Source organism: Paenibacillus sp. GbtcB18, from assembly GCF_019091125.1.
Lineage (GTDB): Bacteria > Bacillota > Bacilli > Paenibacillales > NBRC-103111 > Paenibacillus_F > Paenibacillus_F chitinolyticus.
Genome location: NZ_JAGXJX010000912.1, coordinates 1 through 234 on the forward strand (window position 1 = coordinate 1; position 234 = coordinate 234).

The 234-nt window shown below is 53.8% G+C and carries 1 pseudogene; it reads right to left on the minus strand.

Going from position 1 to position 234, the window contains the following annotated elements:
• Window positions 1-192, minus strand: a pseudogene (locus KVT34_RS31275) (DUF5590 domain-containing protein); the annotation flags it as partial.
• Between the last annotated feature and the right edge of the window lie 42 nt (window positions 193-234).

Genomic DNA, 234 nt, shown 5'->3' on the forward strand with positions numbered 1-234 from the left:
TTCATAGGAGCGGGCTCCGTGAAAAGCTTCGTCCCGGTTAGCCTTGGTCATCGTCGTTTTCTCATAAGCCCCCTGAACGGCCTCGGAATTCCTTTCCCAGTGGGTCGCCTGCACGTTCACGTAAAAGCGGTTAATGCCGCACCCCGAAGTCAGCACGACAAACAGCCCGCTCCAAATGGCTTTTTTAAGCATTCCGTTCCCTCCTTTCTCCTGCTGAAGAATAGCTGCTCGTCA